The sequence below is a fragment of the Pseudoalteromonas sp. 78C3 genome (genome assembly GCF_002836695.1).
Lineage (GTDB): Bacteria > Pseudomonadota > Gammaproteobacteria > Enterobacterales > Alteromonadaceae > Pseudoalteromonas > Pseudoalteromonas arctica.
In genome coordinates, this window is record NZ_PJAV01000130.1 from 21,929 (window position 1) to 43,157 (window position 21,229).

Sequence of the window (21,229 nt, forward strand, 5' to 3'; positions counted from 1 at the left end):
CAATTTAGAATCACAAATGATTTTTTACTAAGCTGCTTGTTGATGACGGTTTAAAGAATATCGCTGAATTTATTAAGAGTCGCTTATCTAGTTATGAGCAATTAATAGATAAGGTTTTAAAGCTAAATAATTGTTTAAATTTAGTATGTTAGCTTTAAACCTTATAATGCTAATATAAGGTTTAAAATGCTTTTTCTATAAAATAAAGTGTAGATGTGATACGGTTTATAAAAATAAAAATAAAAATAAAAATACGTAAAGACTATGAATTATCAAATCGGACCTTGGCAATTTATTAGTAATCGCTGTGTGATTACTTCAAACCATTTAGAAAGGGAATTAGATCCACTTTTAGTAAAGTTATTACTCCACTTTATAGATAAGCCTCAACAAATCGTTTCCCGCCAAGAGCTTATTGAGAGTGTGTGGCAACAAAGCTTTGTTGACGATAATGCGATTAACCGTGCAATCTCAGAGTTAAGAAAGCAGCTTGCCCACCCAATTGAAAAAGCGCCGCTTTTAAAAACGCATTACCGTAAAGGATATAGCCTAACGGTAATACCTGAGCGTTTAACGCAAGCAAACGTTTCGAAAGAGCCTGCAAACATTTTGCCTGACTCTCCGGGTATTTCTGCCAAAAATGAAGAGATAGCTACTGCAACTATTTCGCAACCAGTTCAAAGAACGAATAGTAAAAAGTTTTTGATTTATTCTTTATTCGCCATTATTTGCCTGTGCTTTTTAGTATGGTTTGGGTTGTTTTTTATTAATACACCTTCTAGTGAAAAGATTAAACAGATCACGGTTAATAAGGTAGCAAGCACGTGGAATATAGGCAGTGAGGTTCATCCTGAGATGTCCTCAGATAAACAATATTTAGCTTATACAAATGTTGAACCTGAAAATGACGTAATGCATGCATTTGTAAAACGACTATCTGATCAAAGGGAAGTTGAAATTACCTATCCTGGCTTTCAAGTATCCATTTTATCGTGGCAGTTAAATCAGCACTCTGTGTTGTTACAAGCGACAAACTTAAAGCAGCAAAAGTGTGAAATGGTACTGGTTGATTTAAGCCAGTTTCCTGTTATAGGAAAGGCTACATTAATTAAAAAGTGCGACCTTAGATACACAGGTTATGCGCAAGTAGACGAAAGTGGTGAGCATATTTATTACACCGAATATAAAAATGAGCATGAGGGTTCAGGTTTATATAAATATGATTTAGAACTTAAAAAAGAATTCATAGTGATCCCACCACCAGGCGTCATGTATGGCGTAATCATGCCTCGTTTATCTCATTCTGGTAGTAAAATAGCATATGTACTTAGTCAAAAGGGTAAGCCTTTTTCTGTATTTAGCTACAACTTTGAGACCCATGAAACCAAGCGGTTATTTAAAGCAAAGAAAAGCATAATTAGCTTCGCGTTTGATTGGCTTGCAGACGATAAAGGCGTGATTGTTTTTGAAGACTCTGATCTTTCAACCATTGTGTTTGATGAAAATAATATTATTAAACGCACACTAACGGTTACCCCAGCAATTTCACCTTATTATATTGCAGTTCAATCTGCTAATAGCCTTTTTTACTCAGCAAATAAAACACAAACATTTTCGTTAATTAAAGCGACTAATCTTTTTAGCGATACTCCTGAGTATGAAGCACTCTACAAAAGTGATGAAGACGACTACATCATTGCAGAAGTCATTAATGAGAAAGGGCCAGCGCATATTTTTGTATCCGAGCGCTCTGGTAGCAGTCAGTTGTGGTTATCTCAAAATGGACTTACAAAGCAACTTAGTAACTTTACTTATGAAGGTAAATCTACCTTTGCTATTGGCGGACTAAGGGTATCGAGTAAGCAAGATCGTGTTTTATTAAGAGTTAATAGTGATATTGCATTTTTTGACGTTATGTCGAACAAACTCTATACCATAGCTGAGTTTGAAGGGCGAAAAATACTAAGCTATGTATGGTCTAAAGATAATGAAAGTATAATTTATTTAGAGCGAAGTGGTTCAGAAAATCTATTTGCTCAGTTTAATTTATTAACCCGAGACACAACTATATTAGAGGATGTTAAAGCCAACAAATTAATTTCAGGCGCTGACGGTACTAATTATGCAATTACTAATAATCAGTTAATTAAATTATCAAATAAACAGAGTTGGGAATTGCCTAAAGACGCGCGACAAGCACAAGTTTTTGCCATTAATGGTAATTACCTTTACTACTCTGATGCAATTTCAAGAGTTGCTAGGCTTAATTTAGAAGATAAAACAGTAAAAGATGTGCACGTGGATTTTAAACCCATCGCATTTTTTATTAGTAATAACAATCAGATTTTATTTACAGAATCGAAATATAAAGACATGCAAATAATACAGATAAGTTGGAACGACTAGGGCGTGTCTATCTTTTTAGATTAAGTTTGTAGCAGTGTGTTGTTTTTCTTTAATAACATTTTCGATTGTTATACCAATTCGCTTAATTAAGTGATCTATTTTGAGGATGGAAAAACGTGTTGATAGCTAGGCAAAAAATTCGCTATTTAGTTGCTCTCGGCAATTGCTCCTGCATTGCTCTACCTTCTGCATCCATGCAGTCGTAAATGAGAATTTTTTAACACAGGTAGCGACACGTTTAGCCCCGCAAAATGATTAAGTATTATTGCGGATTGGTATTATGTTGATAAAAGAAAAGTTAGAGCAAAAAAATAGCGAGAAGTGAGTCTTCTCGCTATTTTTAATCAAATGTAATCTCGACAGTTAAATAACCTTAATGCCGATTGATTTTTCACAACTAAACCTCTATTTATTTAATAGAGGTTTTAAGTAATGCCCAGTATGTGAACGCTCACATTCGGCTACTTCTTCTGGTGTACCGGCAATGAGTATTTCACCACCGCCAGCACCGCCTTCAGGTCCTAAATCGATAACCCAATCTGCTGTTTTAATTACATCAAGGTTGTGCTCAATAACAACAATTGTATTGCCGTGATCGCGCAAGCGATGAAGCACAACAAGCAGCTGTTCAATATCAGCAAAGTGTAAGCCTGTTGTTGGCTCATCTAATATGTAGAGCGTTTTACCTGTATCACGCTTTGATAGCTCGCGCGCTAGTTTTACACGTTGCGCCTCACCACCTGAAAGAGTAGTAGCGGCTTGACCTAAACGAACATACGACAAACCAACGTCCATAAGCGTTTTAAGCTTACGAGCAATAGCCGGTATTTTATCAAAGTAATCATGAGCGTCTTCAACAGTCATCTCAAGCACTTGGTGTATGTTTTTACCTTTGTATTGTACTTCGAGGGTTTCGCGGTTATAGCGTTTACTCTTACATACATCACACGGTACATACACATCAGGTAAAAAGTGCATTTCAACTTTAATTAAGCCGTCACCTTGGCAAGCTTCACAGCGTCCGCCTTTAACGTTAAAGCTAAAGCGACCTACTTTGTAGCCACGTGAGCGCGCTTCTTGTGTACCTGCAAATAACTCACGAATGCCGGTAAATATACCTGTGTAGGTTGCTGGATTTGAACGCGGAGTACGACCAATCGGGCTTTGATCAATATCGATCACTTTATCAAAATGATCTAAACCACTAATTGATTTATATGGTGCCGCTTCGGCAGTTGTTGCGCCATTTAACTCTGTATGAGCAAGTTTAAACAAAGTGTCGTTTATTAGCGTTGATTTACCCGAGCCCGATACACCTGTCACACAAGTCATTAAACCAAATGGGATTTTTAGATCTACATTTTTAAGATTATTACCCGTTGCGCCAAATAGCTCTAGCCACTTGTCGTTCGTTGGATGACGTTCTTTTGGTATTTCTATTCTACGTACGCCTGATAAAAACTGGCCCGTAACAGACTCTTTGCTTGCTAAAATATCGTCGCGTGTTCCTTGAGCAATAATATGCCCACCATGAACACCCGCGCCTGGGCCAATATCAATAATATGGTCAGCGGCACGAATAGCATCTTCATCGTGCTCTACCACAATAACGGTGTTACCTAAGTCGCGTAAATGTACCAATGTTTGTAATAAACGGTCGTTATCGCGTTGATGTAATCCAATAGATGGCTCATCTAGTACGTACATTACACCTACAAGACCGGCACCAATTTGACTGGCTAAGCGGATACGCTGAGCCTCACCACCTGATAGTGTGTCGGCGCTACGTTCAAGTGATAAGTAATTTAGGCCAACGTTAATCAAAAATGATAAACGGTCGCGAATTTCTTTTAGTATTTTTTCAGCTATTTGGCCTTTTTGTCCGGTTAGCGTTAACCCTTCAAAAAACTCCATAGCTTCACCAATACTCATGCACGTGATTGCAGGTAAGTTGGTTTGCCCAATAAATACATTTCGAGATTCTTCGCGTAAACGCGAGCCATTACAGCTAGGACATGCTTGGCTTGTTTGGTATTTAGCAAGCTCTTCGCGTACAGAGTTTGACTCTGTCTCGCGGTAGCGGCGATTCATGTTGTTTAAAACGCCTTCAAACTCGTGATTACGCGTAATTAAATCGCCACGGTCGTTACGGTAATTAAACGCAATTTTAGTGCTACCAGAGCCATCTAAAATAATTTTTTTCGAGTCGCTGTCTAAATCTTGATAAGGCACATCTAAATCAAAACTATAATGCTCAGCAACGGCTTGTAGCATTTGATAGTAATAAAAGCTGCGTTTATCCCAGCCTTTAATTGCACCGCCAGCAAGACTTAACTCTGGGTTATGCACTACGCGATTAGGATCAAAATATTGACGTATACCTAAACCATCACAGGTTTGGCACGCACCAGCAGGGTTATTAAACGAAAACAAACGCGGTTCTAGCTCAGTCATTGCATAGCCACAAGTAGGGCAGGCAAAGTTTGCTGAGAATAGAATTTCTTCAGCGCTGCTATCATCCATGTATGCTACATGTGCAACGCCATTAGACATTTCAAGCGCAGTTTCAAACGATTCTGCTAAGCGTTGTTGTAAGCCATCTTTTACTTTAAATCTGTCTACAACAACTTCTATTGTATGTTTTTTATGAAGCTCAAGTGTTGGTGGATCAGACAAGTCACATACTTCACCGTCTATACGGGCGCGAATATAACCTTGGCTTGATAGCTGCTCTAATAACTTAACATGCTCACCTTTACGCTCTTTTACTATTGGCGCAAGCAGCATTAACTTACTGCCTTCAGGCAGTGCCAAAACAGTATCTACCATTTGACTAACGGTTTGCGCAGCAAGTGGTAAATCATGTGTAGGGCATCGTGGTTCGCCAACGCGGGCAAACATAAGTCGTAAATAATCGTAAATTTCGGTAATAGTACCCACAGTGGATCGTGGGTTATGAGACGTTGATTTTTGCTCAATAGAAATTGCAGGAGAGAGGCCTTCGATGTGATCTACATCAGGCTTTTCCATAAGCGATAAAAATTGTCTTGCATACGCAGAAAGTGATTCAACATACCGGCGTTGTCCTTCTGCATAAAGTGTATCAAATGCAAGTGATGACTTCCCCGAACCAGATAGACCAGTAATAACTATTAATTTATCACGTGGGATGGTTAGGCTGATGTCTTTTAAATTATGCGTACGGGCGCCTCGGACTTCAATGTTTTCCATGCTATCTCGTTTATTACCAAAATTATTTACTCAGTATCGCATAATACGAAGCAATATTAATCCTTGATCAATGAAAAATCCTTACTTATAGGCGATTAATTATTGCCAAGCTTATGGTAGAATCCCAACCTCAATTTTTCATAGAGTAAGATCACGCAGATAATGACCGCATCTTCACTTAATTCACGAGAAAAACGCGCCGCAGTATCGCTGGCGAGTGTGTTTGCATTTAGAATGCTCGGCTTGTTTATGCTGATGCCTGTATTGGCTATTTATGGACAATCGCTTGAAGGTTTTTCGCCTATTTGGATTGGTTTTGCCATTGGTGCGTATGGTTTAACGCAAGCCGTATTGCAAATACCTATGGGTCGATTATCCGATAAAATTGGTCGTAAAAAGGTTATTGTTGGTGGCTTAGTCGTATTTGCTATTGGCTCTGTAGTTGCTGCATTAGCTGACTCTATTCAAATGGTTACCGTAGGCCGCGCTCTACAAGGTATGGGCGCAATAGCCAGTGCACTACTCGCGTTTGCTTCAGATTTAAGCCGCGATGAGCAACGACCAAAGGTAATGGCCGTTATTGGTATGAGCATAGGAATGAGCTTTGCCTTTGCTATGCTACTTGGGCCAATTGTTGCAGCTTCGTGGGGTATTGCGGGTGTATTTTGGTTGACTGCTATTTTAGCTGTTTTTGGTATATTTATAGTGACTATGCTAGTGCCAAATGCGGTAAATAAAGCGCCCAAAGGCGATACATTAGCAAGCTTTAGCGACATTAAAAAACTAATTAAGCACCCTCAGTTAGCACGATTAAATGCAGGTGTATTGCTATTACACTTAACGCTAACCACAATATTTGTCGTACTGCCGAGTCAATTAATTAAAGATGGCTTAGTTGCCGACCATCACTGGTATTTATATATTCCAGTGCTATTTTTAGCATTTTTATTAATGGTACCAATAATGATTGTAGCCATTAAAAAAGAGAAAGAAAAACAAGCATTTATTGGCTCAGTAGCCTTGTTAACTATTAGTATGCTAGCAATGTCGGTATGGGTTAATAGTGTAGTAGGCATTGCTGTGTGTATGCTGCTTTATTTTGTGGCGTTTAACTTTTTAGAAGCCACTATGCCTGCGCTTGTATCGCGAATAGCACCTGCAAGCCAAAAAGGTTCGGCAATGGGTGGCTACTCATCTAGTCAGTTTTTAGGCGCCTTTTTAGGCGGTATGTTAGGTGGTTATGTAGCACAAACTACAACGACGCAAGCTGTGTTTGCGGCAGCGGCACTTGTTGGGTTAATATGGCTTATTATTGCGTGGAAAATGCAAGTCCCACCCAAAAGTAAAGTTATTAGTTTAATGACCAAATTAGATTCTGAAGAGCATGCTCAAACACTTGCTTCTCAGTTAGTTGCTTTACCAGGCGTAATAGAAGCAACTGTGGTTCGCGATGAAAGTCGCAGCTATTTAAAGATTAATGATAAAGAATTTGACCTAGACCAAGCACGTAAAGTAGCTGGTTTAATCTAACATTTATAGGAGATGGTTCCATGGCACGCGGTGTGAACAAAGTAATTTTGGTTGGTAATTTAGGGCAAGATCCTGAAGTTCGTTATATGCCTAACGGCAATGGTGTAGCAAATATTACCTTAGCAACTTCGGATAGCTATAAAGATAAAAACACTGGCCAAATGGTTGATAAAACTGAGTGGCATCGTGTTGTGTTCTTTGGCAAATTAGCTGAAATTGTTGGTGAATATTGTCGTAAAGGTTCACAAATTTATGTTGAAGGTAAACTTCAAACACGTAAGTGGACCGATCAACAAGGCCAAGAAAAATACACTACAGAAATAGTTGTAGATGGATTTACTGGTCAAATGCAAATGTTAGGCGCACGTGGTGGCGATCAGCAAAGTGGTGGTTACCAAGGTAATCAGCCGCAAGGTGGACAACAAGGTGGTGGTTACCAAGGTAATCAGCCGCAAGGTGGTCAACAAAGCGGTGGTTACGGTCAAAATAACCAAGGCCAAGCTGCACAGCAAAGTGGCTATAATCCGCAGCAACAAGCCGCACCAGCAGCACAACCAAAACCGGCTCCAGCACCACAGCAGCAAAGTAATCAATATCAGCCGCAAGGTGGTTATGCACCACAGCAAAAAAGTGCACCACAACAGCAAGGTGGTTTCGCTCCTAAACCACAAAGTGCTCCGCAAGGTGGCGCATCAAACCCAATGGAACCAACCATTGATTTTGACGACGATATCCCGTTCTAAATGATATAAAGTTATTAGTGTAATACTCATATTAGACCTCGTTTTTACGGGGTTTTTTTATACGAGTTGTGTAGTGAAGGCAACCCAGAACTATCAATGAATATCGTCATTAAGCAATAAAATGAAATAGTATTAGTAAACATGTTAAATTATGGTGGTATTTACATTTTATTTAATTGATATATATATCGTTAACACTTACCATTAAAGGACTTTCACCTTGATTACACAATGAGAAACATGAAAACTAATATCTTATTTTTATTTCTTGTTTTTCAATTTGTGAGTCCAATTTCAAACGCTCAATCTTCTTCAAATGTTACTCATGTTTTATTTATAAATTCAACAAACCAAGATATGCCTTGGCACAAAAGTGTTGATTCTGGACTGCGTAAAAAACTTATAGAACGTTCTTTTAGTTATGAACTCTTCGTTGAAAATATGGATGTAAACCGATTCGATGAAGCAAATCAAAAACAGTTAATGAAGGACTACCTCAAACAAAAATATAAAAATAAGCACATCGATATCATTGTTACTCAGTCTCCTTCTGCTGCAGTACTTTTATCGCAATTAGATGACTTTTTTATAAATGCTCCAAGAATATATTTGGAACCAGGCGCTCAATTTAGTTTGCCTAAAAATACTAACGGAGCAGTGATCCAAGCTAAATTAGATTACGCGCAAGCAACAGCAAGCGCTGTTAATTTAATGAAGCCTAAAAAATTAATCGTTATATTAGATACAAAAAACGATATTGGGATGAGCTTTTATCGAGGGCTCTTTTCGGTTATTAACCGTGACTTTTCGTATTTAGACGTAGAGAAGTGGTTTGATCTTTCAATGCCAGAGCTGCTCACTAAAGTAAAAAATGCGCCAGATGATTCAATTATATTGTTTACTCCCATTTTCAGGCATTACGACAATAAATCCCTTAGCCCTTATCAGCTCGTAGAGCAATTAGCAAAAGCAAGTTCTGCGCCCGTTTTTAGTTATTGGGAGGTACTATTAGGCTCAGGTGTTGTTGGTGGATATGTGTTGTCGGGTGAAAAAATAGGTGAACGTATTGCCGATTCGATAATTTTATACAATGAAAATAAAAGCTTAAGTGCAATCAGTGGTGAAGGGCTAAGTGTTTACGCTTACGACTGGCGTCAATTAAACAAGTTCGATATAGCTCCACAAAGCTTGCCAGAAAAGTCGATCATATCTTATTACGAGCCAACCTATTTTGAGCAAAATAAAACATTAATTTACAGCGCTACTGCGATTATTTTTATTCTTAGCAGCTTTTTAGTTTTCGTATTGTTTTTAAATCAACGGCGCATTCAACTTTTAAAAGAGCTTGATGAAGAAAAGCAAAGATTAGAGTCTCGCGTTGATCAGCGTACTGAAGAACTGTTGCAAGGCAAAGAAGAGGCCGAAAAGCTGACATCCGCTAAGTCTGAATTTTTAGCAAATATGAGTCATGAAATTAGAACCCCTATGAGTGGGATTATTGGCTTAACCAACATTTTGCTCGAAAAAGGTTTGCCCGGGGAATATGAGCATTATTTAAATAAAATTAAATATTCTTCAGATCAACTCCTTGTAGTTATTAACGATATTTTAGACTTTTCAAAAATTGAGTCTGGAAATATTAACCTTGAGGAATTTCCTTTTTCTGTAAATTTGGTTGTTGACTACATCAAAGCAACTTTTGATGAGCTAGCTCAAAGCAAAGGGATCACATTTGATATTGTCATTGGTAAAGAGGTTAAGCTCGATTTAATAGGTGATGTAGTTCGAATAAACCAAGTACTGCTAAATTTATGCTCTAACTCAATTAAATTTACTACACAGGGCTTTGTATCGGTATTAATAGAATCAAAAAGATCGTTAGCCGATCCTAAGAGCGTTTGTTTGTATTTCATTGTTAAGGATTCCGGTATTGGGATTGCCGAGCAAAGCCTTGCCGATTTATTTGAATCTTTTACTCAAGCTGACAGCTCTACAACCAGGAAATTTGGCGGCACAGGTTTAGGTTTAACTATAAGTAAGCGTTTATGCCAATCGATGGGTGGGGATATAACGGTAAAAAGTACTCAAGGTGTAGGTAGTGAATTTATAGCTTCGATTAAGGTGAAATTGAATAACCAAGCGTTGATTGATAACACTCCCGACCTAACATTTACTGATTCGTTTGAGGTATTAATTATAGATGATAATGAAGATGATCTTAAGGTAATTGAAAATCAGCTAACGGCTATGGGGCTAGTATGTACGGCCTGTCAATCTGCTAAACAAGCTATTGATATTATTGAACACAATAAAGATAAATTTAAAGTTATTATTGTCGACTGGGCAATGCCATCAATGAGTAGCGAAGCTTTTTTAATACGCATTTTCAATATTAATCCTCAACTTTATAACAACACGATTGTGCTTATAATGAGTGACGAAAGTTTACTTAATAATGCAGCCAAAAAAGTAAGTATAAAAACTATTTTGCAGAAACCTGTATACACGAGTGTTTTGTATGAGGCGATTGAAAGTAAAGTAGTAGACTCTCTTAATGAAGTTCCTATAGTAAACACCGTAAGTGAAGCGTCGCTGGCAGGTATAAAAATATTGGTTGTGGAAGATAACTCGATCAATAAACTAATCGTTACAAACATACTAGAGAAGGCTGATGCTCAAATTTACTTGGTCGACAATGGATTAGAATGTATTCAAGCCGTGAAATTACAATTGTACGATATTATTTTGATGGATATTCATATGCCTATTATGGACGGGGTTGAGGCGAGTAAAATTATTCGTAGCGATAGTGACAAAGCAATCGCAAATATTCCAATAATTGCTTTAACAGCTAATGTTATGAAAGATGATATTACACGATACTTATCCATTGGCATGAACGCCCATGTTGCAAAGCCTATTAAAGCGCAAAATCTACGTGAAACTATAATCCGCTGTTTAAATAAATAGCTGAGCCATTAAAGTGATTTAATAATTATATATATCAAATGCCTGTCGTAATATCTCCCGTTGCTTGAGCCTGTTTTGAATAACTTAAAATAGAATTTGACTCAAAGGTTTAATAGGTAGTTTAACTAGTTATAATCACGGCAATTAAGCGGATCTCAAAAATATAAAATCTAAGTAATGCAAAAATAACAAAGCCATGGAATCCTCCACGGCTTTGCAACGTTACTTTTATAGTGCAGCAACAACTTCGACTAACGTGTCTTTGGCATCTCCAAAGAGCATCTGTGTGTTTTCTTTAAAAAATAGTGGATTTTGTACCCCAGCATAGCCGGTTGCCATACTGCGCTTTAAAACGATAGACGCTTTACCATGCCAGCATTCAAGTACCGGCATGCCGGCGATAGGGCTATTTGGTTCATCAAGTGCTGACGGATTTACAATATCGTTTGCACCAATCACAAGAGAAACATCGACTTGTGGAAAATCGTCGTTTACTTCATCCATTTCAAAAACAATGTCGTAAGGAACTTTAGCTTCAGCTAATAACACATTCATTTGTCCAGGCATTCGCCCTGCAACAGGATGTATTGCAAAGCGCACGTTAATGTCTTTTTCACGTAATTTACTTGTGAGTTCAGAGACTATTTGCTGCGCTTTTGCAACGGCCATTCCGTATCCAGGAATAATCATTACTTCTTTTGCGTTCATGAGCAGCTCTGCTGTTTCGGTTGCACTGATTGTTAGTACTTCACCTTGTTCTTGATCCCCAGCAGGTAAAGCTTTTACATTGCTACCACCGAATCCACCGGCAATTACCGATAAAAAATTTCGGTTCATAGCTTTGCACATTATATAGCTCAAAATAGCTCCGCTTGAACCAACTAATGCACCAATTACAATGAGTAAATCGTTATTTAGCATAAAGCCTGTCGCGGCAGCGGCCCAGCCTGAATAACTATTAAGCATAGATATAACAACCGGCATATCGGCACCGCCAATTGCCATAACCATATGAATACCAAAAACTAAAGCAAGCGCTATCATAATAACCAGTGGCAACATGCCATTACCAACAGCAGACTGCACAACGAATTGCTGCCCAAGCCACGCTACAGCAACTAATAAAACAAGGTTAAATATGTGTCGCCCTGGTAGTGTTAAAGGTTTACTGCCTATTCGACCAGATAATTTACCAAAAGCGGTAATTGAACCTGAAAATGTAATAGCACCAATTAAAACACCTATATAGGTTTCAATATCGTGAATGGTCAAATCAATTCCTGAAAAATGACTAGAAGCATCCGCAAAGTTAGCATACCCGACCATTATAGCCGCGAGTCCGACTAGACTGTGCAAAATAGCAATCAGCTCTGGAATTTCAGTCATTTGCACTCGTTTTGCTACAAGTAAGCCAATACTGCCACCCACTAATAATGCAATCATCAACTCAATATAGTTATTGGTAACAACACCTAAAACAGTCGCAAAAAGAGCAATAACCATGCCTGAAATACCATACCAATTACCTTTACGGGCAGTTTCTTGATTGGATAGGCCGTTTAAAGCCAAAATAAAAAGAACCATCGCAGCAATGTATGCCACGGTTACAATACCAGTACTGATCATGACAACCTCACTTACGGAACATTTTGAGCATGCGATGTGTTACAGCAAAGCCGCCAACAATATTAATACTCGCAATTAACACGGTAAAAACGGCAAACCATTTAATGGTGTCGTCTGGTGAGCTTATTTGAATTAAAGCACCGATAACAATAATGCTTGAAATGGCATTGGTTACACTCATTAAAGGCGTATGTAGTGCAGGCGATACACTCCAAATAACCATATAACCTACAAAGCAGGCTAAGACAAAAACGGTAAAATGAGACATAAAATCAGCGGGTGCAACGCCACCAAGCCCAAGCAATGCTAATGCACCGATAGCGGCGCCAATAATAGGTCCAAATACCGATTTCTTTTTCTCAACAATAGTAGGTTTAGGTGTAGCCGCAACCTTTTTAGGGGGGGCAGATAGTGTGGGCGCTGGTGGCGGCCAAGTTATTTTTCCTTCAGTACATATAGTTGCACCTAAAACAACGTCGTTTGTCATATCAACAAAGAGTTTGCCATCTTTTTCCGGGGTCATTTCGGCTAACAGGTTGTGTAAGTTATTACTGTATAATTGGCTCGATTGTGCAGCAAGGCGACTTGGTAAATCGGTGTAACCAATAATCGATACACCATGGCATACGGCAACCTTACCCGGAACTGTTAATTCACAGTTTCCACCTTGTTCGGCTGCAAGATCGACTATTACGCTGCCGCTCTTCATTGATGCAACCATCTCGCTGGTGATCAACTTAGGCGCTGGTTTTCCGGGTATGAGTGCGGTAGTAACAATTATATCAACGTCTTTAGCTTGCGCTGCAAACAATGCCATTTCGGCTTCGATAAATTCATCGCTCATTACTTTAGCGTAACCGCCTTCGCCTGAGCCGTCTTCATCTTTAAAGTCGAGCATTAAAAACTCAGCGTCCATGCTTTCAATTTGCTCTTTTACTTCAGCACGTGTATCAAATGAGCGAACAATTGCGCCCATACTTTTTGCAGCCCCAATAGCGGCTAAACCAGCAACACCGGCACCAATTACAAGTACCTTGGCGGGAGCAACTCTTCCTGCCGCTGTAATTTGTCCGGTAAAAAACCGGCCAAAATGTTGAGCTGCTTCTACAATTGCACGATAGCCTGATATGTTGGCCATTGAGCTGCGGGCATCCATTTTTTGTGCCCGAGAAATACGAGGAATGCTATCTATTGCAATGGCGGTGATACCACGCTGAGTTAAATCTTTTAGCATCTCTGGGTTTTGTGCCGGCCATAAAAAACAGATTAATGTTTGTCCGCTTTTTAGTAATGTATTTTCATCACCTTCAGGTGCTTGTACTTTTAGTACAATATCAGACTGTGCCCATACATCTTGTGCTGAGTTAACTATTTTACAACCAGCTTCACCATACGCATCATCGGCGTAATTAGCCGCCATTCCTGCACCAGTTTCAATGACAACATCAAAACCAAGCTTTGTTAATTTACTTACTACATCAGGGGTCGTCGCGACTCGTCGCTCGCCAGTGTGGATTTCTTTTGGAACACCAATTTTCATTGTCGAACCTCGATTTAAATGCCATGAAGAGGAATTAATATGTATCTGGGCGTTATGGAATTAGCGATACGATGAAATATGTTATTTACTAACATGAATCCACCGTATTTATTACTGTTTAAAGTGTAAAATCAATAACTACACGAGATGGTACTTTGCCATGTTCGAGTCTTTCAAATATTTCATTAATAGCGCTTAAAGGCTGTAATTCAATATCCGCCTTAACTTTGCCTTGTGCCGCAAAAGCGAGCGCTTCGGCCATATCTTTGCGGTTCCCAACAAATGATCCTTTAATAGTGATGCAATTTGCTACTACATCAAATAATGGCGTCGGAAACTCACCAGGCGGTAAGCCAACTAAAACACATGTACCGTGTTTACGGGTCATATTAACCCCTTGCTCAAATGCTGGTAGGGAAGGAGCCGTAATAAGTACGCCATGGGCGCCACCTTGCGTTATTTCTTTGACGGTGTCTGCTGCATTATCTGTTTTAGCATTTACGACTGCATCGGCGCCAAGTAAGGTTGCGTGTTCAAGCTTACCGTCATCAATATCTATCGCACACACTTTAAGACCCATCGCCTTGGCATATTGAATCGCTAAATGACCAAGTCCACCACAACCTGAAATTGCTACCCACTCACCTGGTTTAGCATCGGTTTCTTTAATACCTTTGTAAGTTGTAATACCAGCACAAATTATAGGGGCCGCTTGTACTGCTGATAAGCCATCAGGAATAAGTGCAACGTAATTAGGATCGGCAATAATATACTCGGCGAAACCACCATCTTTAGTGTAGCCACCAAACTCAGCATCAGGACATACTGGTTCATAAGCACTTAAGCAAAATTCACAGTGTCCACAAGCTGAATATAGCCACGGAACACCGACTCTATCGCCTACTTTTACGCTTGTAACACCTTCGCCAATTTTGGTAACTAGCCCAATGCCTTCATGGCCAGGAGTAAATGGTGGAGTTGGTTTTAATGGCCAATCACCGTTTGCTGCATGTAAATCTGTGTGGCATACACCGCAGGCTTCTGTTTTAACTAATATTTGCCCTGCATTAGGTGATGGAATATCTAAATCGCGTAGAACTAAAGGTTTGCCAAATTGCTCAACAACGGCTGCTTTCATTTTGTTATTCATAATCGTTCCTATTAATATTTAAGGGGTTTTTATTAAACTGCGCTATTTAAAATGGCGCATCAATGTCAACAACGTCGATTAGTTTGTGGTTAACAAACTCTTTAATACCCAAGCCAATTAGTTCACGACCATAACCAGAACGGCGAACACCACCAAATGGTAAGTCGGCTTTTACCATCGTTGGATGGTTTACAAACACCATGCCGGTAGATATTTTTTTAGCAACTTCTAAGCCATGATCAGGGTTTGACGTAAATACAGAGCCACCTAAGCCAAATGGAGAGTCGTTCGCAATTCTAATTGCGTCATCTTCATTTTTTGCACGAAATAACATAGACACAGGACCAAAGAATTCCCAGTTGCGAGCCGGATTATCTTCGCTAATATTCGTTAAAATAGTGGGTTGTACAAAGGCGCCTTGACTAGGTACTTTAGGACCCACTTCAGTGGCTGTTGCACCAAGCTTGATCGCTTCGTTAATTTTAACTTTTAGTTCATCAGCTGCACCTTGTGATGACAATGGCGCCAAAGTTGTAGTGGGATCAAGCGGATCACCTGCTTGCAACTTAGCAACACCAGCAGTATAAAGTTCAACAAACTCATCATAAACTTCATCTTCGATGATCATTCGTTTAGACGATACACATACTTGCCCACCGTTCCAGTGACGACCAAATACTGCCCAATTAACCGTTTTTTCCATTTCAGCGTCAGCAAGTACAACAAATGCATCTGCACCACCAAGCTCTAATGTAGACTTTTTAAGTGCTTTACCAGCGGTAGAAGCAACGATTGCACCAGCGCTTTCAGAACCGGTAAGTGCAACACCACGAACTAATGGATGAGAAATGATCATTTCTGTTTGGGAATGTGCGGCGTATAGGTTTTTAAAAGCGCCTTTTGGCAGACCAGCTTCGAGCATAAGTGCTTCAAATGCTGCTGCACATTGTGGAACAATACCCGCATGTTTTAGTAGCATAGTGTTACCCGCTGACAATTGCGGCGCAATAATACGAGCAACTTGATAATACGGGAAATTCCATGGCTCAATGGCAAGCAATACACCAAGTGGTTCATGGATAATAATTGCCTCGCCCTCAGCTGGATCTGCAACGGGTAATTTTTCTGATGCGAGAAGTCTCTCAGCATTATTCGCGTAGTACTCTAAAATAGCTGCGGATAATTCAACTTCAGCCTTTGCTTCTGATGTTATTTTACCCATTTCTAAAGTTAATAAGTTGGCGTAACTAACTACATCTTTACGTAATAAGTCAGCCGCTTTTTGCATTATTTTAGCGCGAGAAGAGAAAGGTGTTTTTTTCCATGATTGAAATGCAGAATCGGCATTTTCTATTGCTTGAGTAATTTCAGCATCAGTAGCATCAGGAAAAGTTTTTATAACCTCACCTGTATATGGATTTGTTGTTGCATAGCTCATGATAATATCCTCAGTTAAATTAAATAAGACTCTTATTTTAAAATTAATAACGCTTAGAAGCTGCGTGTATAATTATGGTAAAACAAGTACTAAAGTGAGGCTATTCGTGGTGTTACGTAAATACATGTGGGAATCCACATCTTGAAAGTATAACTGTTTGATTTATTTATTTTTAATCACTCAGTTAATCCTTGACGCGGATGGGAGTGATAACGGATTATAAAATAATGCAGTGCGTAGTGGGTAAACGCATTAGTTATTAATCAACGAGGCGCTAGTTTAAATTCATCATGAATTACAGTGATAAAAAATCGAAAGTATTTTCCTCATCCCAATTAGCTATTTTATTGTACGCAATAATGGTAGGAATACTGGTTACGTGTTTAATGATTTTTATAGTATTTCATATAGATTCCCAAGAGCGAATCCATATTGAACGAGTAACGCAAAATACTGCCCAAGGTATTAAAACACTGCTTAAAGATGACTTGGAAGAGCGAATAACATCACTGTCAGAGTTATCTAAGTTGTCTTCTATATCAAGCGATATGCCACAAGGTGATTGGGAAGTAATCAGTAAAACATTGTACGATTCGCAACATGGCTATCAAGCCATAGGTTGGATTGATAGATCATTACATGTGCGAAAAATAATACCAAAGCAAGGTAATGAGATCGCCATCGATTTTAATTTGGCATTAAATCTGCCTGCATTGTTAGCCGCAATAAAAGCACAAAATACAGAACAAGCAGTCGTCACAACACCTTTGCAATCTATTTATGGTGGAGAGGGTATCGGAATATATATTCCTGTTTTTAACACCAATAAAAAACTAGAGGGTTTTATTGCAAGTGCGTTGATTTTTGAACCTTACATTAAGGCAGTTGTACCTGCATTTTTACTTAAGGAATATCATTTTACGCTGTTTATTGATGGGCAAAAAGTATATTCAGATCAAACAAATTCATTTCCTGTTACAAGCATTTGGGATAAAAAAGCATCCTATGATTTACAAGGTCATAAGTGGGAGATAAGCATATCGCCCAGTGATGAGTTTTTGTATATTGCTCACTATAAAATCATGAGAATTTTAATTTCACTTGGTATTTTTATTGCTTTTTTAATTGTGTTGGCTGCTTATACTTATTTATTTGCACGCAGTAAAATAAAAGACGGGCGTTATAAGATTGAATATTTATTAAAAAATCTTCCCGGCATGGCATATCAGTCTTTTAATACTATGAGCTGGCCTATGATACTGGTTAGTGATGGGTGCGAAAGTTTAACTGGTTATTCTCGAGCTGAGTTTAAAAAAAATAGAATGCTGTGGAGGGAAATAATACATTCAGATGATTATGAGCGGGTACAGGCGTCACTTACAGAGGCTGTCAAAGAAAAACGCTCCTTTGAACTTGAATATAGAATTAATACCAAAAATAGTGGGATCAAATTAGTGTGGGAAAAAGGAGGACCGGTTAGTTCTATTTTTAATGGTGAAGTTATTATTGAAGGATTTATTAATGATATTACCTCTATTAAGCAGGCTGAAGCTGACCTAATTAGTAGTTATGCTTTCTCTGATGCGGTAGTAAATTCAGTTGTTGAAGCCGTTATTACCATTGATCAATACGGGCTTATACAAAGTTTTAATTTTGCTGCGCAAGCTATGTTTGGTTATGCCTCAGATGAAGTAAAAGATAAAAACGTAACAATATTAATGCCTACATCATTTAGTAAAAACCATGACCAGCATTTAGCTCAATATTTAAAAACGAAGCAGACGCATATTATTGGTGTGGGTCGTGAGCTTGTAGCTAAGCATAAAGATGGCACAACATTTCCAATTCACTTATCTGTAAGTGAAATACAGAATCATGAAAGTACAATGTTTGTAGGTTTGATTCGAGATATTACCAAGCAACGTGCGTCAGAAGACCAAGCCCGGCTTCATACTGAACAATTAGCGCATACCGAAAGGGTCAATGCATTGGGTGAAATGGCAGCAGGAATTGCACATGAAATAAATCAACCTCTGACGGCTATTTCTCTTTTCTCTCAGACGGCAAAAAACTTTTGTGAGAAAGGGAGGTTTGACAAACTCCCCTTAATATTTGAAAAACTAAGTTTACACTCTCGTCGAGCGGGAGCCGTTATTGAGCGTATGCAGTTAATGACCAAAAAAGGGCAACGATCAAAAGAAGTCATTGATTGTATATTTTTAATAAAAGAAGTAACAAACCTAGCAGAATCAGAAGCGCGACTTCGCAATATTACTGTCAGAATAATTACATGTGATGAACAAATTGATGTGTTTGTTGATCGGGTGCAAATAGAGCAGGTTATTCTTAATTTATTACGCAATGGTATGGAAGCTATGCAGTTAAATGCTTATAAAAATGATTCAAAAATAGAGCTCGAAATAAAATTGAATGAAGATAAATATGTTGAGATATCAGTGGCTGATACCGGTGCAGGGTTACCTGAAGAAATGAGAGAGAAGTTATTTAAACCCTTTTCATCAACCAAAGAAAATGGCACAGGCATCGGTCTATCTATATCTAAAAGCATTGTTGAAGAACATGGTGGGCATATTCACTTTTATGACAATAAGCCAACAGGAGCTATTTTTATGTTTACTTTGCCAACACATAATAGAGGAGTCGTTTATGAGCGATAAGCAAAGCGTTTTTATAATTGATGACGATGAAGGTATTCGTGAAGGGCTTGAAATACTACTAGACTCTATTGATATTGACGCTCAGAGCTTTAGTTCAGGCGCTGCGTTTTTGGATGTATATAATGAAACCATGGCTGGTTGCTTAGTATTGGATATACGCATGCCTAAAATGAGTGGTTTAGAGCTACAACAAAAACTTAAAGATTTAAATTGCTCATTACCAATAATATTTATTACCGGGCATGGTGATATCCCGATGGCTGTAGAAGCGATGCGTTTAGGAGCAATTGATTTTATTAGAAAACCATTTAATGAACAGCACTTGATTGACCGTATTAATGAGGCATTGGTACTTGATGAAAAACAACATGAAAAATCACTCGATAAGCATAAAAATAAGATTAATGTTGAATCGTTGTCGAGTCGAGAACGTGAAGTGTTTGAACGAGTGACTGATGGGGCAATGAATAAAGTAATCGCGTGCGATCTTAGTATTAGTGAACGCACAGTTGAAGTTCATCGCTCTCATGTAATGGAAAAATTAGGTGCTAAAACACTCGCTCAATTAGTGCGAAGTAAAATTATGTATGAGCAATTAAATTAATTATCAGTCCATCTATTTAATAATGCTGAAATGACACAGACTTTTAAACAGCCCCCATGTAGGCTTTTATCTAATACCTAACTAATTTAAACTATTATGTCTCGTTTATCCGAGGCTTTTTATTGAATGTAGTAATAAATGTTTAAACTTGCTTTACGACCTTGTACTTCTATAGATATTGAACAACACTTTAGTTAATAATTTAACGAGTGGCAGGCTATGCAAAAGAGTAAACTCTGGCTTTTAAAGTACTTCAAAGGTATCTCTTTTGTCTTATTTTTGATGATACTTATTAGTTTTAATTTTATTTTAAATGATGCATTACATCAAAAAGTTCATGCTTCTGGCCAGCAGTTCGTTAAACAAGTTTACGAGCTGAATTTATCTCCTTCTATAAACAATGAAGTGTTGGCCGCATTAGCTAAAAGTGAAGGTTTTGTGTTGGAAGTGCCAAAGCCTGCAGAGCATTTTAGGCATTTAGTGAATATAGAGCGCGAAGTTTTTTCTTACAAAACATTAAGTTTGAGCCTCTATCATTATCCTGCTTGGGTAACACAAAGTTACTTATTTATATTGCTAAACTTGATCATATTAGGCGCAGCTAGCTGGTCTTATCGCTGGTGGGGGTTATTGAATGTAAGCCGCAAAATTACGCCTAAAAATACAATGATACAACCTACTAAAATTATTAAACAAAAACAAAATAAAATACGATTAATTAAACAAGTAAAAAAATGCGAATTAAGTTCTTTGTATGGGGGTAATACAGCATCACATAGCTTATTTTTACTCATTGAATGTAACTTTGATAAGAAAACCGATAAAGAAGCTATTTTTAAAGTGTTAATCACTAGAAAATTGACTGAATTTAAAGATGTGTCGGTAAAAATACTAAATTCCAGTTACTTGGCCGTAACCTTGCCACACATTCCTATTCCCGAGTTAGATAGCTACGTTGAAAAGCTCCATAAAAGTGTGTTTTTACTATGCCAGAATCATCAAAAAAGTATGACTCATAAAAACATTAAAATAGGTGCGTGCGACTATCGATTAGGCGCAGATAAAATTGCGGTTTATCAGTTAGCAAAATCAGCACTTATGCTATCGCAAAACAGCTTAGTGCAGCATTCTCACCGCTTAGCGTTAAATTACTGTCAAGAAAAACCACTTTCTAGTAAGCAAGTTATCGAAAATATTAAAAAGAATAAATTTATATTATTCTTCCAGCCTTTATTTGAGCTCTCTAGCGGGGAAATTTTAGAACATGAAGCTCTTATCAGAGTTAGGCATAGCCAACTTGGATTACTAGCTGC

11 protein-coding genes and 1 pseudogene are annotated in these 21,229 nt (G+C 38.2%); 7 read left to right on the top strand and 5 right to left on the bottom strand.

The genetic code is table 11. The features are described from left to right. Positions 1-264 precede the first annotated feature (264 nt). The gene (locus CXF76_RS07185; RefSeq protein WP_024589881.1) at positions 265-2,406 is read left to right on the top strand and encodes a winged helix family transcriptional regulator; all 2,142 of its coding nucleotides are present in this window, start codon (positions 265-267) and stop codon (positions 2,404-2,406) included. Between the two features lie 405 nt (positions 2,407-2,811). Here CXF76_RS07185 and uvrA read toward each other — a convergent pair whose 3' ends face one another. Next, positions 2,812-5,637 (bottom strand): excinuclease ABC subunit UvrA, encoded by a 2,826-nt coding sequence (gene uvrA / locus CXF76_RS07190; RefSeq protein ID WP_101163338.1) that lies wholly within the window; start codon positions 5,635-5,637, stop codon positions 2,812-2,814. 162 nt (positions 5,638-5,799) lie between these two features. On the opposite strand from uvrA, the gene CXF76_RS07195 reads away from it, so the two are divergent. The 3 genes from CXF76_RS07195 to CXF76_RS07205 all read left to right on the top strand — a co-directional run bounded on the left by CXF76_RS07195 (position 5,800) and on the right by CXF76_RS07205 (position 10,880). After that, a complete protein-coding gene (locus CXF76_RS07195; protein ID WP_010553785.1) occupies positions 5,800-7,167 on the top strand; it encodes an MFS transporter in 1,368 nt (455 codons plus the stop codon). Between the two features lie 20 nt (positions 7,168-7,187). Next, positions 7,188-7,910 (top strand): single-stranded DNA-binding protein, encoded by a 723-nt coding sequence (gene ssb, locus CXF76_RS07200; RefSeq protein ID WP_007586300.1) that lies wholly within the window; start codon positions 7,188-7,190, stop codon positions 7,908-7,910. 240 nt (positions 7,911-8,150) lie between these two features. Beyond that, positions 8,151-10,880, top strand: a complete 2,730-nt coding sequence (locus CXF76_RS07205) for a response regulator (RefSeq protein ID WP_101163339.1) — start codon at positions 8,151-8,153, stop codon at positions 10,878-10,880. A gap of 228 nt (positions 10,881-11,108) precedes the next feature. Here CXF76_RS07205 and pntB read toward each other — a convergent pair whose 3' ends face one another. The 4 genes from pntB to CXF76_RS07225 all read right to left on the bottom strand — a co-directional run bounded on the left by pntB (position 11,109) and on the right by CXF76_RS07225 (position 16,634). Further along, positions 11,109-12,503 carry a Re/Si-specific NAD(P)(+) transhydrogenase subunit beta gene (pntB, locus tag CXF76_RS07210; RefSeq protein ID WP_101163343.1) on the bottom strand — a complete coding sequence of 465 codons (1,395 nt, stop codon included), beginning with the start codon at positions 12,501-12,503 and terminating at the stop codon, positions 11,109-11,111. Positions 12,504-12,513: 10 nt separating this feature from the next. Then, entirely contained in the window at positions 12,514-14,046 is a 1,533-nt protein-coding gene (locus CXF76_RS07215) for a Re/Si-specific NAD(P)(+) transhydrogenase subunit alpha (RefSeq protein ID WP_101163340.1), read from the bottom strand. 118 nt (positions 14,047-14,164) lie between these two features. Next, positions 14,165-15,184, bottom strand: coding sequence for an alcohol dehydrogenase AdhP (adhP, locus tag CXF76_RS07220; RefSeq protein WP_197173245.1), 1,020 nt, complete (start codon positions 15,182-15,184; stop codon positions 14,165-14,167). A 58-nt stretch (positions 15,185-15,242) separates the two neighbouring features. Further along, positions 15,243-16,634, bottom strand: coding sequence for an NAD-dependent succinate-semialdehyde dehydrogenase (locus CXF76_RS07225; RefSeq protein ID WP_101163341.1), 1,392 nt, complete (start codon positions 16,632-16,634; stop codon positions 15,243-15,245). Between the two features lie 290 nt (positions 16,635-16,924). Between CXF76_RS07225 and CXF76_RS07230 the strand changes: the two genes are divergently transcribed. The 3 genes and pseudogenes from CXF76_RS07230 to CXF76_RS07240 all read left to right on the top strand — a co-directional run. Continuing rightward, positions 16,925-19,312 carry a PAS domain S-box protein gene (locus CXF76_RS07230; RefSeq protein WP_101163342.1) on the top strand — a complete coding sequence of 796 codons (2,388 nt, stop codon included), beginning with the start codon at positions 16,925-16,927 and terminating at the stop codon, positions 19,310-19,312. Next, positions 19,302-19,916, top strand: a complete 615-nt coding sequence (locus CXF76_RS07235) for a response regulator transcription factor (protein WP_024589873.1) — start codon at positions 19,302-19,304, stop codon at positions 19,914-19,916. Before CXF76_RS07230 ends, CXF76_RS07235 begins: the two co-directional genes overlap by 11 nt. A gap of 219 nt (positions 19,917-20,135) precedes the next feature. Beyond that, a pseudogene (locus CXF76_RS07240) lies at positions 20,136-21,229 on the top strand (EAL domain-containing protein); the annotation flags it as partial.